Origin of the sequence: Vibrio panuliri (genome assembly GCF_009938205.1) — a bacterium.
GTDB lineage: Bacteria > Pseudomonadota > Gammaproteobacteria > Enterobacterales > Vibrionaceae > Vibrio > Vibrio panuliri.
Window position 1 is genome coordinate 508757 of record NZ_AP019655.1, and the last position, 14475, is coordinate 523231.

Sequence of the window (14475 nt, forward strand, 5' to 3'; positions counted from 1 at the left end):
TTTCTATGGCGTTTTTCACCATCCTTCAATAACTAACGTTAATGTTCGAACACTACACACTGTTTTTCCTTGATGTTATGAATGAAAATGCCACTGGTGGTGCAACTGAAAAACCATGCTGTCGACCAGTTACAATCCAGTTATGCCAGTTTGGTGGTAACGTTAGTACAGACAGTTCTGCCACCAACTTGCCCATATCTGCTGTTAAAGTCTCCTTTGGCTGCTGGGCTGCGTGATACAAAAAGTAAATCTTGGCTTCTGAAGAACAAGGGTAGCGTTCAACAAACTGCCGAGCGGTTGCAAGCGACGCTGGAATTGCACTCGCTTGATCAATTGGATGAAACGACATCGACACGGCTTTGGAAGGCTTCACCCCTGCTCGATCTTCAATTAAGCCGGTAATCGCGGTATGTATTTGATGCTCGCCAAAGAGTTCCAGTGCGGGCAGAAACTCCGATAAAAGAACAAGTGGCGTCTCATGTAGCTCATCGTAGAAGTATGATAGAGACTGCAGAAGCTTTTGGTGAGCCAGTTTGTCATTATTTTCATAAATGAGTACTTGGCACTGCGCAAGTAACAGCACCGCTTGTAGTTGTTGCAGCCGTTTGGGTGTTAGTTTGCGACTGGCAAACCGCACAAACTTATTCGCATGGCGCATAAGCTCGGTCTTTGCTTTTGTACTCTCAGCAAGGGTGTAGATAGAGTATAAACAATGGAAGTGCGCGATCACTGTTTTCAGCCAGTTCGTATCAGCAAGGGACATGTGTTGGGCATACGTAGCACCAACTTTTAATAGTTGGCCCTTTTTATTTGCTTGCGTATTGAGAGTACTGGCTTTTGTTGCTCTCTCACCAATGCTTGGTGTCAGTTCAAACGCTTTTGTTGCCCACACCGCGGCCTTTTCCATGAACCCACAGTCGGCGTAAATATCGGCAATGGTATCCATGACACGGATAGAGAGAGGGTTCTCACTCATAAAGCTATGCAGTTCTTCAAGCGCTTGACGAGAATTGTTTTCGCGATGAAGTATTCTTGCAATCGCGCAAACTTTAGAGGCATGGCAAGGTGTTGACGAGATGGTGATGTAGGCATCAAGAAACGACCATTGGTTGCCTGTCATCAAATGTTCGAGTAGGTAGGCTTCAAGACTAATACTAAAACCAGACCGATTAATAAGCTCAAACATGGTTGCCGCAGAAAGCGGTTGCTGACGTTGGAGCGCTTCTGTTATTTGCGCCAATTTCTGTGTTTCGCGATGAATGGTATGCAGTTTATCAAGCAACGACGTATTGCTGAGGGGTTTGGTAATAAAGTGACGCACTTTTCCAGACAGGGCAGTGAGTACCGTTTCTTGGCGCGCATCGCCCGAAATAATCAGTACGCCTGTCGAATCTCCAATGAGTCGGTTGCGATGTAAAAGCATCGCTAGTTCAAACCCTGTTAGATGCTGTTCAAGATGGTAGTCTAAAATCAACACATCAAACTGGTGTGTTTCCATTGCTTTAATGGCATCTTGATAACGTTCAACGCTAACCACATGTTCATGTAACACTCCTAAGCTAACGAGCTGCTGCTTAATCAATAGCAGAGCAGTACTTGAGTCATCGACAATAAGTACTTTTAGTGATGTTAGGAAACTCGTGTTGATTTTTCGCAAGTGAGCCCTCGACAATATAAGCGTAGCAATTTGAGACAGTTATATTACATATTAGTCCACTACGTTCATATAAGCCATTTCGATCAGTACCATAAAGTTGAGGCCCGCAGTTGCGGGCCTCACTCTATAGCATTATCAAACTAGATAGCAACGTTCATGGTGAGCTGCAGATCGAGCTTGAGAGACGCGAGTTTTGTCTTAAGCAAATGTCGCGCTTTCTCAACTTCAGCAAGATCGAGTTGCTGCGAGTCACTGTGAATATCGATATTGACCCAAAGTTCTTGTCCTACCTTTGCGACACCGTTGAGTTCGATATCCTGTGCGAATTGTTGACTGACCTGAGCGACCTCGTGATCAACTCGGTCATGGATTCGTCGGTCAGGTTTCATCATTAGTAACTCGCGAGCGGCTTGAATAATCATGCCAGCGGGTACTTTAATAAAGTAAAACGACATTAAAATCATCATCATTGGGTCTGCATAAATGCTGTAGTGGGCGTAGGGTGTTAACGTCAAACCGTATGCCGCAACAAAACCTAAAGTGACCGCGACACTAAGCAGGGTATCCATTTGCCACTGCTTGCTCTCTGCTTGAATAAGACCTGAGCTAAAGCGTTTTGACTTGGCATGGATGTACCACCAACCATAACCACAGCCGATGACATTCACCAGCCCAAACAGCGATGCGATTGAGGTATCCACTTCTCGGCCACCAGTAAACATTGAAGTGATTGCCGAGTACAAAGAGTAAAGTACGATGCTTAAAATGACACTGCCTTTAATCGCGATAACGACAGGCTCAATCACCGCTTTACCAAATTGAAATTGACCGTTTGATGGGCGGCTGATGTAACGTGAAGCTGCAAGTGACAATAAAGTTAACAGCAAGCTGACAAGAGAGTAGACGCCGTCAAACACAATAACCAGTGAGCCCATCCAAACACCAACGACGAGCCCACCTACAGCAAACCCAGATGCTAAAAGGGCTGAGAAGGAAAGAATCCGTTTTTCGTTTAAACTAGTTTGGGCACACATGATTAAAAATCTCCTTAGAACTGCCTCTATTTTTATGAGTTCTAACGGTTTTTTCAAATGAGATCTTTGCTTGTGCCTGAGTGGAAAATGTGAAAATAGAAATAATGCACCAAAAACAATTGGTTAGAGATATTTAGTGCTGTCAATATAAATGACGCTGACTGATTGTTGTACTCTCTAATTGTTAAAAGTCGAATAAATACTCGTTGAGTTGTTCCGCTAGCCATGTCATCGCGGGGTGCTCTTGCATGCCCGCAGGGGTAAACATGCAGTAATCTTCTTGGGTTAAACCATAAGTGTGTTTGATAACCGCTAGCTCTTGTTGGCGTAAGTGATGACGAATTAAGGGCTCGGGAAGCACTCCCCACGCGTTTTCAGTCAGAATCGAATTCAGCATATAGTCAAAACTTGAAAACCCAATATGTCGCAGAGAAAGGGGCTTTAACTCAGGGTTGTCTTTCTCGTTGAGATAAACCATCGCGGCTTGCATTGCATTGCGCAGATCACTATCTGCGACTCGTCGCATTTTACTTAATGGATTGTCTGCTCCACATACCGACATCATGCGGATTTTGCCTAATGGCTGATAGGTGACGTGTGGGTCATCCGTTCGTTCATAATCGACGCCAAAAGCAAAGTCGACTTGGCCTGTGACAACCAGGTTGGCAAGGTCGCCGGATGAGGCGAGCACAATATTAAATGAGGTGGCGGGAAAGTCGCTGTTTAGACGATGTGAGAGATCTTGCCACAAGTCATCGGGCAAGGAGTCATCGCGCGCTATCCATACTTCAGCACTAAATTCTCCCGAGACCTGGGCACACGTTTGTCGAATGCGAGCTTCGGTAAAAAGCAGGTTTTGACTATCCCGATAAATCGCTTTTCCCGCTTCAGATAGCGTGAGTTGGTTTCCAGAACGATTAAAAAGTTCAACCGACAGTTCTTTTTCGAGCGCTTTAATCGACATGCTAAGTTTGGTACGGTTGCAATCAAGTTGGCGAGCTGCCTCGGAAACCGAGCCAGTGTCAGCGATAGTGCAGAATGCTTCAATTTGCGACAAGTTCATAAGGTTTTTCTGTGGTTAGCACCGAAGTAGTGTTTATCCGTTACACGGCACGTGTTTAATGTTAGCCAGTAATATACTAATGTAATTTATCTTAAATGTCTGTTTTCACATAGCTATGGGTGACATATAATGGCAGGGCTATACCCAAGTAACTTTTTGCTTAACGGTTAGGCGTACGCCTTGAGGCTACTTCGGTATAGATTTCAGATTTTATGCTTTTTTAAGCAGTTTTAGGGAGAGCACAATGGCTATCAATTGGGATGAACATGCTGAACACTGGGATACAGATGAAGCGACATCTATCTTTGCAGAGGAAGCATATTCTTCGCTAATTAAAACTTTTAACATCAAAGGCAAGCACGTGCTCGACTTTGGTTGTGGCACCGGGTTGTTGAGCCAAAAGATGTCACCTGAAGCCAAAGACATTGTTGCATTAGATTATTCTGAAGCAATGATTGAGCAACTCGACAATAAAGCACTGCCTAACGTTGAGGCTGTGGTTGATACTTTGACTCGTGGCTTAGTTGCAATTCATCCAGCATTTCGCAACCAGTTTGATTTGGTTGTTGCTTCTTCTGTCTGTGGTTTTCTAACTAACTACGTTGATACCTGCGATATCGTTTATTCACTGCTTGAAGAGGGTGGTCATTTTATTCACTGGGATTGGCTAGCAGTGGAACCCGAAGAAGAGATGGCCATGGACCCAGATTACGTAGAGCGTGTTCTACTGGGGATCGGTTTTAAGCAAGTAGAGACGACGGTACCATTTGAAATTACCACCAAGCAAGGTGTGTTTAAAGTCATGATGGCGGTTGCCGTTAAATAGTGATTAGGCCTGTAATCCATTAATTCGAGGGAGCGTTAGCTCCCTTTTTGCTTTGTAATCGAGCGCGAGATTTGGCATGGATTTACGGGCTCCATTTGCCATTATGTAAATTAATTGTTACATAACTATCAGCGCAAATCGTCGTGCTTTCTTTGTCTGTTTACTCAGAGTTCAATACGCTTAAATGATAAACATCGCTGAGTAAAACATGTAAGGAGGGCGTGATGACGCAGTACGTATCAAACCCTGTTGATAAGGATGGTCTCGTAGCGTGGAGTGATGAAGAGAACGCAATATGGCACGATCTTGTCGAGCGACAGCTAAAGCTTGTTCAATCTCGGGCATGTAAAGAGTATCTACGCGGATTAGAATTGCTCAACTTACCCCAAGATCGCGTTCCCCAACTGCTAGATATTAACCAAATCCTGATGCGCGAGACTGGTTGGCAGGTCGTTCCCGTTCCAGCTTTGATAAGTTTTGACCGCTTCTTTGAATTATTAGCCAACAAATGTTTTCCGGTTGCGACCTTCCTAAGAACACGGGAGGAGTTTGACTACCTACAAGAGCCAGATTTCTTTCACGAGATCTTTGGTCATTGCGCGATGCTGACCAACCCTGAGTTTGCCCATTTCACTCACGTCTATGGACAGTTAGGCTACGCCGCATCCCCACAACGCCGCAGTTACCTAGCTCGCCTTTATTGGTTTAGTGTTGAGTTTGGTTTGGTGAAGGAAAACGATCAGTTGAAGATCTACGGTGGTGGCATCCTCTCTTCTCCGGGGGAGACATTATATGCTTTGGACTCTCCGCAGGCACTGCGAGCGCAGTTCGATATCGCTCGAGTGCTTCGAACGCCTTATCGGATCGATATTATGCAGCCCATCTATTTTATTCTTGATGAGATTGCGCAACTTTACCAATTAAGCCAACTCGATCTAATTTCACATATAGACCAAGCTACAGAGCTTGGGCTCTTTCCACCTCTATTTGCAGCAAAGGAAGCAAACCATGTTGAATGAGTTAAGATGCGAAGCATGTACCCCAGATGCGACCCCAATGAGCTACGATGAACAACAAGCCATGTTGGAGAGCGTTCAAGACTGGCAGGTGATTGAGCGAGATGGCATTCCACAGTTGGAAAAGCAGTTTAAGTTTAACAACTTTTTATCTGCTTGGGCATTTGCGAATAAAGTAGCGGAACTTGCTGAAGAAGAGTTTCATCATCCCGCTATTTTGCTTGAGTGGGGAAAAGTGACGGTGACTTGGTGGAGCCACTCGATTAAGGGGTTACATAAGAACGATTTTATCTGCGCAGCAAAATGTGACTTAATCGAACCTTAAATTAGGTGATTGGGAAGTGCGTATTTTTTGCTAAAGAAATCGCGTTATTGCCGATAAAATGGATTAAGGCTCAACGCATGATCTTGGAATAGCGCATGAAAAAAATACTGATGGTTGTTTTACTGCTGGTTGGCATTGCGCTTGCGGGTGGGGGCTATTACATGTTCTATCTCAAGCCCGAGCAAGATGCCGCTGCCAAGCTTGCGCAGCAAGAAGTGGACAAACCTGAGCCAGTCGTTAAAGAAGAAACACCGAAGCCAGTGCCAATACCTGTGGTAGAGAAAACCGATTACTATGTCAGCCCAGAGAAGTTAGGCGTGCGAGAGCACCCTGATAAAAGCGCGTTTATTGATTCTGTTCTGTATCGTGGTGACAAGGTTCATGTGCTTGAAAAGCGAGATGGTTGGGGGCGTATCTCTCCTTACTATGTCTATCAAGAAGGGGAGCCGGAGGTCGCAGAGTGGGTGCCGATGAGTGCATTACTTGAAGTTCCACCAACCATTACGCAAGCGGAACGGATAAAAACCATCAGTAGCTATATCGAAGGGTCTGATGACTTTAAACAACATTTCGATATCCTTATCAAAACGACGGATGACTTACTCAAAGAGGGCATTTGCCTCCCCCCAGATTTTGAAGAGCTCAAAGGCTGGGTAAAGTCGATAAAATATAGCCAAGACGTGTACTTTGTTTACTGTGGTGGCATAAAGCAAGCGAACAAGATCTACCTAAATGTTCAAACAGGAAAGATCTTCTATAAATAACAGTGGTTAACCTGATGAATATAAAGGGGTTTACAATGTAAATTGTAATGCCCCTTTTTTGCTTTTTGTTGGTCTTTGGCGCTATAATGCGTCCCCGTTGAAGCCAAAAGGCTGTTTTTCTTCTCTTTTCTGTAGGTAGAGCCATGAAGTACGACTGGATTCTGTTTGACGCGGATGAAACGCTGTTTAAGTTTGATGCCTTTAAAGGTATGCAGTTAATGTTTCAACGCATGGGTGTTGAATACACGCGTGAAGACTTTGAGCAGTATCAAAAGGTCAATAAGCCATTATGGGTCGACTACCAAAACGGCACTATTAGCGCGGAAGACATCAAACACACGCGCTTTAAAGGTTACGCTCAACAGTTCAATACTACTACCGCCGAGCTTAACAGTGCTTTCTTAGATGCCATGGCAGATATTTGTAGCATGATCCCTCAAGCACGCGAGCTGTTGGAGGCGTTACAAGGCAAAGCGAAGTTAGGGATTATCACTAACGGTTTTACCGAGTTACAAGATGTACGGTTAGCCAAAATGGGGCTGAGCGATATGTTTGAGCACGTTATCATCTCTGAAGAAGTTGGTGTGGCGAAACCGGATGTGGGTATTTTTAGCCATGCAATGGAAAAAATGGGATTGCCAGACAAGAGCAAAGTGCTAATGGTTGGGGACAATCTGCATTCTGATGTGCTTGGTGGGGTAAACTTCGGCATCGATACCTGTTGGCTAAATGCGGCAGAACAACCTCATTGTCAGGACATTACGCCAAGTTATACCGTTAAATGCTTATCTGAGCTAAAAGCAATTTTGCTCGCAACAGCATAGCGATGAAATAATAAGGGTAGAAATGGGCGCAACATGCGCCTATTTTTTTAACATTATCACACTGATATTCGTAATTTTGCGACTATTTGTGAAATAAAATAACCAAAATAGACGAGGTATTGGCAATATCTAACCCTAAAGTAGTCAGTCTACCCCTTTAGGGTAGTTTAAATTGGTAATTGATTTACATCATGTATTAATTTTTCTTCATAAATAAAAATCCCACCCAGATACGAAATAAACACTGGAATTGATTATGAGCAAGCTCAAGCTAGTGATCATCGGTAATGGGATGGTGGGACATCGCTATATCGAAGATCTCGTTGAGAAAACCGATATATCGAATTTTGAAGTGACGGTTTTCTGTGAGGAACCGCGCGTCGCCTATGACCGAGTTCACCTTTCTTCTTACTTTTCTCATCACACCGCTCAAGAGCTTTCTTTAGTCAAAGAAGGGTTCTATGAGAAACACGGTATTCAAGTTCTACTCGGCGAGCGTGCAATTAACATCAATCGCCAAAACCACATTGTTTACTCTTCTTCAGGTCGTGAGATTCAGTACGACAAACTGATCCTCGCCACTGGCTCGTACCCTTTTGTGCCGCCGATTAAAGGCAATGAAAGCAAAGACTGTTTTGTTTACCGTACTATTGAAGATCTAAAAGCGATTGAAGCGACGGCGAAAAAGAGCAAATCAGGCGTCGTCATTGGTGGCGGCCTACTTGGTCTTGAAGCGGCTGGTGCACTAAAAGCATTGGGTATGGAAACTCATGTGGTCGAGTTTGCGCCGAAACTGATGGCAGAGCAACTTGATCTTGCGGGTGGTCACCAACTTCGTCAGAAAATCGAACGAATGGGGGTTAACGTCCATACCGGAAAGAATACCCTTGAGATTGCGGCTGAAGGCAAAGATGCGCGCAATGTGATGCGTTTTGCTGACGGCACGGAGTTAGAGACAGACTTTATCGTCTTCTCTGCTGGGATTCGTCCACAAGACAAGCTCGCTCGACAAATGGATCTCGATATTGCTACCCGTGGCGGTGTTGCCATTAATGACCACTGCCAAACCTCGGATCAAGATATCTACGCGATTGGTGAATGTGCTTCTTGGAATGGCATGTTCTATGGTTTGGTCGCGCCGGGTTACAAGATGGCGACGGTTGCCGTTGATCACTTGCTAGGTAAGGTCGAGAGTAAGTTTGAAGGGGCCGACATGTCGGCTAAGTTAAAACTACTGGGCGTCAAAGTGGGTTCTATTGGTGATGCCAATGGCCGTACTCCGGGTTGCAAAAGCTATGTTTATCAAAACGAAGAGCAAGAAGTTTATAAACGTCTGATTGTCTCTGAAGACAACAAGAAACTGCTCGGCGCGGTGATGGTTGGCGATACCGCTGATTATGGCGATCTTTTGCAACTGATGCTAAATGAGATTGATCTGCCAGAGCATCCTGACGCGCTTATTCTGCCAGCCCACGCGGGCGCTGAAAAACCAGCATTAGGTGCCGATGCATTGCCAGAGAGTGCCGTGATTTGCTCATGCTTTGATGTGACCAAAGGCAAAATTGCTCAAGCCGTCACGGATGGTCACCACACACTAGCAGACATCAAAGCGGTGACCGGCGCAGGAACGGGGTGTGGCGGTTGTATTCCGCTAGTGACTTCCGTGCTGAATGCAGAGCTGGCGAAATCAGGCATTGAAGTGAAGAACGATGTGTGTGAGCACTTCGCTTATTCGCGCCAAGAACTTTTCCATCTTATTCGTATCGAAGAAATTAAGACTTTCGAAGAGTTACTTGAGAAGTATGGCAAAGGTTATGGCTGTGAGGTATGTAAGCCACTTGTGGGCTCTATCCTTGCTTCTTGCTGGGGTGAACACATTCTTAAGCCGCAATTGGTGAAGCTGCATGATACCAACGACAACTTCTTAGGCAACATCCAAAAAGACGGAACCTATTCAGTAATCCCACGTATGGCGGGTGGTGAAGTGACACCGCAAGCGCTAGGCGTGTTGGCAAAAGTCGCTGAAGAATATCGCCTTTACACTAAGGTGACTGGTGCGCAACGTATTGGATTGTTCGGTGCGCAAAAAGACGACTTACCAGAGATTTGGCGCAAGCTGATCGAAGCGGGCTTTGAAACAGGGCAAGCTTATGCCAAAGCACTGCGTATGGCGAAAACGTGTGTTGGTTCGACATGGTGTCGTTACGGGGTGCAAGATTCTGTCGGCTTAGGTTCATTGATTGAAAACCGTTACAAAGGCATTCGTACCCCGCACAAAATGAAGTTTGGTGTTTCGGGTTGTACCCGTGAGTGTGCCGAAGCGCAAGGTAAAGACCTAGGTATTATCGCCACAGATGCAGGTTGGAACATGTATGTCTGTGGTAATGGTGGCATGAAGCCACGCCATGCAGATCTATTGGCGAGTGATTTAGATACAGAAACTCTACTGAAGTATATCGACCGCTTTATGATGTTTTATATCCGCACAGCAGCGCCGCTTCAGCGCACATCGGTTTGGATGGAAAACATGGAAGGTGGCGTTGATTACCTGCGTGAAGTGATCCTGAATGACAAGCTTGGTATTAATGCGCAACTAGAAGCGGATGTTGCCAAACTGGTTGACGAATATCAGTGTGAATGGACCGCGACCATTAACGATGAGTCCCAATTGACTCGTTTCTCTCACTTTATTAACTCAGACAAGCGTGACGAAAATGTCGTGTTTGTTCCAGAGCGTGAGCAACATCGCCCAGCGACCTTTACGGAAAAGCACCCGGAAGCAAAAGGCGACATTCTTCATGTAGCGATTGCGGATTAAGGTAGGTCGATTATGTCATTTGAAAAAATCTGTCACATCAACGATATCGTGCCGGGCACGGGTGTTTGTGCATTGGTGAATGGTCAGCAAGTTGCGGTATTTCGTCCAACCGATGGCGAACAAGTTTTCGCCATCAGCAATACCGACCCGTTCTTTCAATCCAACGTACTTTCACGCGGTTTAATTTGTGAACACCAAGGTGAACTTTGGGTTGCAAGCCCGCTCAAGAAACAGCGCTTTAACCTAACGACAGGTCAATGCATGGAAGATGAGCGATTTAACGTTCGTGCTTATCAAACTCGCGTGACTAATGGCGATGTGGAGATCGCCGCTTAGTAGAGAGATTAAATAGATTAAAGGCTTCCTGCCCCTCTGCGGGGGCATAAAGCGGGGTAGGGAGCCTTTCACTATTTGATTTTTAATTTCACTTTTTGGAGAGACATGATGTCTTATTTAAAACCAGCCGAATTTGTCCAAACCATGATCGCGACCGGCGAAGCAAAAGTCCGCACTTCTACGCGAGATTTGATTTTACGCGGTGTTATGGCGGGGATCATTCTATCGCTTGCTGTCGTGGTGGCGATTACCACGATAACGCAGACCGGAATTGGTATTGTTGGTGCGCTAGTGTTCCCAGTCGGTTTCTGTATTTTAAGTTTAATGGGTTACGACTTAGTCACTGGCGTCTTTGGACTGGCTCCTTTAGCTCAGTTTGACAATCGCCCTGGAATTACATGGGCACGTGTTATGCGTTGCTGGGGTTTGGTTGGGCTAGGCAACTTAATTGGCTCACTGTTAGTGGCGTTCCTGATTGCTCTTTCTTTAACGATGAACTTCAGCGTTGAGCCGAATGCTGTCGGTCAAACTTTTATTAAGGTTTCGACGGCGCGCACAGTAGGGTTTGAGAATCTTGGTTTCGACGGTTGGATTACCTGTTTTGTACGCGGTATTCTTTGTAACCTAATGGTATGCTTGGGTGTAATTGGCAATATGACCGCACGCTCTGTCGCCGGTAAGATTGCTGCAATGTGGTTGCCGATTTTCATCTTCTTTGCTTTGGTCTTTGAGCATGCTGTCGTTAACATGTTTTTGTTCCCACTTGGAATGATGCTTGGTGCAGATTTTGGTATCGCTACGTGGTTGAACTACAACTTGATTCCAACCATTTTGGGCAACATTGTCGGTGGTCTGCTGTTTACCTGTGTTCCGCTATACCTAACGCATGCCAAAACAGCGAAAGGTCTAACGACCGATACTGATGCAGAAATGCATGGGCAACCTGCTCTAAGCAAATAAACCTTTGTTAGCATTACCCCGCTGCTACGGCGGGGTAGTTTGGCAATAACAAGTGATTTTGCCTTCAGAATCACTTTTTATATCCAAATTTTTGATAGGCATAATGATGACGACATTGACCTCTTTCAACTCAGGTTTAGACCAAGGTTTTGTTTCTTTGGTCGGGGCTGGCCCGGGTGACCCCGATCTGTTAACCGTCAAGGGGTATCGAGCTATTCAACAGGCTGAAGTCGTGGTTTATGACCGCTTAGTCGCGCCAGAAATCTTAGCCATTGCCAATGAAAAGGCGCAAATGATCTATGTAGGTAAAAAGCTGGACTACCATTGCGTACCACAAGAGCAGATAAACCAAATTTTGGTGGATAAAGCCCGTGAAGGTAAGCGTGTTGTGCGCCTTAAAGGGGGGGACTCGTTTATTTTTGGTCGTGGCGGTGAAGAGCTTGAGAAGCTAGCGGAAGAAGGGGTTCGCTTTGAAGTTGTTCCTGGTATTACTGCGGCGGCAGGCGCCACTGCTTATGCTGGTATTCCACTGACTCATCGTGACCATGCCCAAGCGGTACAGTTTATTACTGGTCACGTTCAAAAAGATGGCAAAGAGATTGATTGGCACGCGGCGGCACAGTCCAATTCAACACTGGTCTTTTACATGGGCTTAAAGCAGAGTGGCTATATTGCCGATAAGCTCATTACCCATGGTTTGTCCGACGATATGCCTTGCGCGATTATTGAAAATGGAACGCGCCGTGAACAGCGTGTGTTACGTGGTAGCCTTGCTCAGTTGCCATCAATGGCACAACAAGCACAAAGTCCTGCATTGATCGTTGTCGGTAGTGTGACATCACTGCATGAAAAGTTAGAGTGGTTCAATATCAATCATTAACCGTAAGGTGCGCTATTTGATTATGATCACGAGATGAATGAATTTTCACCGTTTGTACTGGCTGAAACCAGCAGTTGTTTTGTATGTTTGATAGAGAAGTTGACTCACATTCGTCAGGCAAATGAGAACCTTAAATTAAGGTAGCGCTGTGCGAGTGTGATTTCTTTGCCCACTGTACCTCTTGGATGAGGTGCTGGAGGATAAGATGAACAATCACTATTTTCAAACAGCGAAACCGCTCAACCAGCAACTGCAGCAGTTGATGCACAGAATGCACGCACATGCGCCAAAGATCGCTCGTGTATCGTACGCAAAGTACAATCGCGATAGAGACACACTGGTTACCTATGCAGATAGCGAGTTCCAGCTATGGAGTGAGCTCCATCATGAGAAGCGATTGAGCAAGCTTGATCAGCTAAAACGCTCCGCGGCGATGGGTGTCCCGCGTATTATTGATGATCTGGCGTACTTAACGCATTGCGACCGCTTAGCGTTTCTGCGCCATAAAGGTTACCGTTCTTCGGCGGCAATTCCTTGCTTCCAAAATCATCGCTTTAGCGGTTTTGTCTTTTTGAACGCTTACGAACCCAATGTGTTTGATAGCAAGTCTCTACTTTCTCTCGCCCCCTATATTGAAATGCTGCAGTTTGCGGTGGAATCCCATAGTCAGGTGGTGAAAACGATAGTTGAGTTTGCTGACCGTTTACGCACCGGTAGCACGGTTTATTGCCGTGATTCCTATTACCATGGTCGACGAATGCGAGCCTATACCAAGGTGATAGCAGAATATGTTGCTGAACATCGCAACCTAGATGATGAGCAAGTCGAAGCCATCGCCGCTTTTGCCCAAATTCATGATATTGGCAAAACTCAGTTGCCAGAGAGTTTAATGTACGACACTAAGCCTTTTGGTTCGCAAGAGCTGATGTCCGCACGTTCTCATATTGATAATGGCATTAAGATTATGGATGAGATCGTCTCCTCAGTCGGGAATCCGAGTCATCCTAGCATCACCTTACTCAACCAGATTATGCGTTTTCAATATGAATACCTTGATGGCAGTGGGTATCCATACGGTTTCCGTCAAGAAGAGGTGCCTCTCGCCGCACGTATTGTGACAGTTGCGAACATCTTTGACTCGATGACAACGCATAAGACATATAAACAAGCCTGCTCCGTAACCGAAGCTTTGTTAGAACTTGAAAAGATGGTGCAGCAAGGGAAGCTCGATGCACTATGTGTTGATGCTCTGCGTTATAAGCAAGAGTATCTCAAGCAAGTGATCCATAAGTATCCGGAGCCAGAGCACTGGGGTTATGAAGAGTAAACCAACTCAACGACTCTTGAGGCAGCCATTTGGCTGCCTTTGTTTTTGCTCTACTCGATATTGTTGCAGTGCACGGATATCTTCAGGCTGGTAAGATAGCCAGTAAATTTTCTACAGAGCAGTACTTATGGAAAAAGTGGCGATATTTGTTGATGTGCAAAACATCTACTACACCACCAAACAACGTTTTCAAGCGAACTTCGATTACAACAAGTTTTGGGCCAAAGTGAATTATCAGTTTGATATTGCTTCCGCTCATGCATATGCCATCGCTACTCAAGACCCTAAGCAACGTCAATTTCATCATATATTGCGCGGTATCGGTTTTAAGGTTTGCCTCAAGCCGTTGATTCAACGTATGGATGGCAGTGCAAAAGGTGATTGGGACGTTGGGATTGCTTTGGACGTTTATGAGGCCGCAAGTGGTGTTGATCGTGTGATTTTGCTTTCCGGCGACGGTGATTTTGAAATGCTGGTGGAGCGAGTACAACAACGTTTTAATACTAAGGTTGATGTTTACTCGGTAGCGGATTTAACTGCACAAAACTTGATTGACGTTTGTGACCGCTACGTCGCGATTGACGATGAACTACTGATTCAGCGTTAAGTTATCGAGAATTAGCCTCATGCTAGGAGTATGAGGCT

General features: G+C 45.3%; 14 protein-coding genes. 11 read left to right on the forward strand and 3 right to left on the reverse strand.

Features of this window, described 5'->3' with window-relative positions; translation table 11 throughout:
* Positions 1-52: 52 nt before the first annotated feature.
* The 3 genes from GZK95_RS17040 to GZK95_RS17050 form a co-directional block, all read right to left on the reverse strand.
* Entirely contained in the window at positions 53-1657 is a 1605-nt protein-coding gene (locus GZK95_RS17040) for a response regulator (RefSeq protein WP_075715803.1), read from the reverse strand.
* A gap of 140 nt (positions 1658-1797) precedes the next feature.
* A complete protein-coding gene (locus GZK95_RS17045; protein ID WP_075715804.1) occupies positions 1798-2691 on the reverse strand; it encodes a cation diffusion facilitator family transporter in 894 nt (297 codons plus the stop codon).
* 184 nt (positions 2692-2875) lie between these two features.
* A complete protein-coding gene (locus GZK95_RS17050) occupies positions 2876-3754 on the reverse strand; it encodes a LysR family transcriptional regulator (RefSeq protein WP_075706156.1) in 879 nt (292 codons plus the stop codon).
* A gap of 244 nt (positions 3755-3998) precedes the next feature.
* On the opposite strand from GZK95_RS17050, the gene GZK95_RS17055 reads away from it, so the two are divergent.
* From GZK95_RS17055 to GZK95_RS17105, 11 genes are all read left to right on the forward strand, one after another.
* Positions 3999-4580 carry a class I SAM-dependent DNA methyltransferase gene (locus GZK95_RS17055; protein ID WP_075706157.1) on the forward strand — a complete coding sequence of 194 codons (582 nt, stop codon included), beginning with the start codon at positions 3999-4001 and terminating at the stop codon, positions 4578-4580.
* Between the two features lie 224 nt (positions 4581-4804).
* On the forward strand, positions 4805-5599 hold the full coding sequence (gene phhA / locus GZK95_RS17060) for a phenylalanine 4-monooxygenase (protein WP_075715805.1): 795 nt from the start codon (positions 4805-4807) through the stop codon (positions 5597-5599).
* Positions 5589-5921, forward strand: a complete 333-nt coding sequence (locus GZK95_RS17065) for a 4a-hydroxytetrahydrobiopterin dehydratase (protein ID WP_075715806.1) — start codon at positions 5589-5591, stop codon at positions 5919-5921. The genes phhA and GZK95_RS17065 overlap by 11 nt, the downstream gene beginning before the upstream one ends.
* A 95-nt stretch (positions 5922-6016) precedes the next feature.
* Positions 6017-6685: a flagellar basal body-associated FliL family protein gene (locus GZK95_RS17070; RefSeq protein ID WP_225623948.1), complete on the forward strand. Its 669-nt coding sequence runs from the start codon at positions 6017-6019 to the stop codon at positions 6683-6685.
* Positions 6686-6828: 143 nt separating this feature from the next.
* A complete protein-coding gene (gene yjjG / locus GZK95_RS17075) occupies positions 6829-7509 on the forward strand; it encodes a pyrimidine 5'-nucleotidase (RefSeq protein ID WP_075715807.1) in 681 nt (226 codons plus the stop codon).
* Positions 7510-7765: 256 nt separating this feature from the next.
* Positions 7766-10327, forward strand: coding sequence for a nitrite reductase large subunit NirB (nirB, locus tag GZK95_RS17080; protein ID WP_075715808.1), 2562 nt, complete (start codon positions 7766-7768; stop codon positions 10325-10327).
* A gap of 12 nt (positions 10328-10339) precedes the next feature.
* Positions 10340-10663: a nitrite reductase small subunit NirD gene (gene nirD, locus GZK95_RS17085; protein WP_075706162.1), complete on the forward strand. Its 324-nt coding sequence runs from the start codon at positions 10340-10342 to the stop codon at positions 10661-10663.
* A gap of 108 nt (positions 10664-10771) precedes the next feature.
* Entirely contained in the window at positions 10772-11623 is an 852-nt protein-coding gene (locus tag GZK95_RS17090) for a formate/nitrite transporter family protein (protein ID WP_075706163.1), read from the forward strand.
* Between the two features lie 106 nt (positions 11624-11729).
* Complete coding sequence (cobA, locus tag GZK95_RS17095) at positions 11730-12503, forward strand: uroporphyrinogen-III C-methyltransferase (protein ID WP_075715816.1); 774 nt, start codon at positions 11730-11732, stop codon at positions 12501-12503.
* Positions 12504-12708: 205 nt separating this feature from the next.
* Positions 12709-13830, forward strand: a complete 1122-nt coding sequence (locus GZK95_RS17100) for an HD-GYP domain-containing protein (RefSeq protein ID WP_075706164.1) — start codon at positions 12709-12711, stop codon at positions 13828-13830.
* 127 nt (positions 13831-13957) lie between these two features.
* On the forward strand, positions 13958-14437 hold the full coding sequence (locus GZK95_RS17105; protein WP_075706165.1) for a LabA-like NYN domain-containing protein: 480 nt from the start codon (positions 13958-13960) through the stop codon (positions 14435-14437).
* Positions 14438-14475 lie beyond the last annotated feature (38 nt).